Genomic DNA, 1,505 nt, shown 5'->3' on the forward strand with positions numbered 1-1,505 from the left:
CTGTATTATTCCCTGTTTTTCACCAGTATCCAGCCTGAATATTTAAAAGGAGTATTGTGTTTGTCCTTTTCATTCCAGGTTACAGAGTACCAGTAGCTTCCTGTGGGAACTCTTCTTCCGCTTACTGTTCCGTCCCATCTGTATTTATTGGTTTTGTCTCCCTGGTGAATTTTTGCACCATACCGGTCGAATATACTGAAAACCAGGTTCTGTTTACCTGCCAGGGCAGAATAATCAATCACATCATTTACGCCGTCTCCGTTAGGAGTGATTACATTAACCAGGTTAGGAACAGTAATTGTGATGCTGATCGGCTCGCAATCGTAAGCATCTTTCACAAAAATCTGGCTTTCCCCTCTCGGTAAATCGGTGAAAACATTAGAATCCTGCCAGTTGATATTGTCAAGAGAATACTGGTAAGGAGGTGTTCCCCCAATTACATTTACCGTAGCTGTAGAATTTGAAATGTCTACGTTTGTGATCACCGGCTGCCCTGCAGGGTATACCGTTACTGTTTGGGTAGCAACGCATTCTCCTGTTTTCAGTTTTACCCAGTATACCCCCACTCCAACATTGGTAATGGTTTGAGTGGTTGCCCCGGTGCTCCATTCATAAGAAGCAAAGCCGGGTCCTGCATCCAGGGTAGTTTTATCTTCCATACAAATTGTTTTGTCTTGTAAAACGGCAGATAAAACCGGAGTCAATACAATAAGGGTCACTTTAGCGATCGCATAACAACCGTTTCCATTGATAACTTTGATGTAAACCACTCCGTTCGGAGCAGTATGTGCAGTTGGAGTTGTGATGGCATTGGTTCCGTTGATTGCATCGGTTAACGAAGGATAGTACTGTTTAATAATTCCTGTTTGGGTAGTAACACCTGCGGCTGTGAGATTAAAAGTAGCAGTTGCAGGATTGGTTTCGATAAAGCATGATCTTAATGTAGCATCATTCACCACCACCACCGGTAAAATATTTAATGTGATCTGGGCAGTATCCACACAACCCTGAGGAGTAGTTACTTTTACAAATATGATACCTGCTGCCGAGGCATAGCTGGCAGGATTTAAAATTTCATTAGTTCCTGCGTTGAGGTCATTAAGTGTTGGATAGAATTGTTTAATAGCTCCTGTAACGGTTGTAACGGCTGCTGTTGTTAAGTCGAATGTGGCTGTTCCCGCATTGTTATTATTACATCCGCTTAATGTAGCATCATCTGCAGCAAAAGGAGTTGGGTTTAAGATGATCTGTGCGTCTCCATTGTCACATAAGGTAGAGGAAGGATCTTTTATAACCACGGTAATTGTCGTGTTTCCGGTGTATTGAAAGCTGCCTGGGTTAGCGATCGGGACTGAGTTTCCTAATACATAATATGTGAAAACGTAATTCGCAGGGTTGTTTACGAATTGGGAGTTAAATGAAGTTAAATCCACTGTTCCGCTTCCTGTTGCAGGATTTACGCATACAAAAGGAGTTACGGTATTCGTTAAAATAGGAACTTTATC

The 1,505-nt window shown here is 42.1% G+C and carries 1 protein-coding gene; it reads right to left on the minus strand.

Annotation, left to right across the window (positions count from 1 at the left end; translation table 11 throughout):
- Positions 1 to 5: 5 nt before the first annotated feature.
- On the minus strand, positions 6 to 1,505 hold a 1,500-nt coding region (locus PMI13_RS13990), incomplete at its 5' end, for a T9SS type B sorting domain-containing protein (protein ID WP_007844819.1).

This window comes from Chryseobacterium populi, assembly GCF_000282115.1.
Taxonomy (GTDB): Bacteria; Bacteroidota; Bacteroidia; order Flavobacteriales; family Weeksellaceae; genus Chryseobacterium; species Chryseobacterium populi.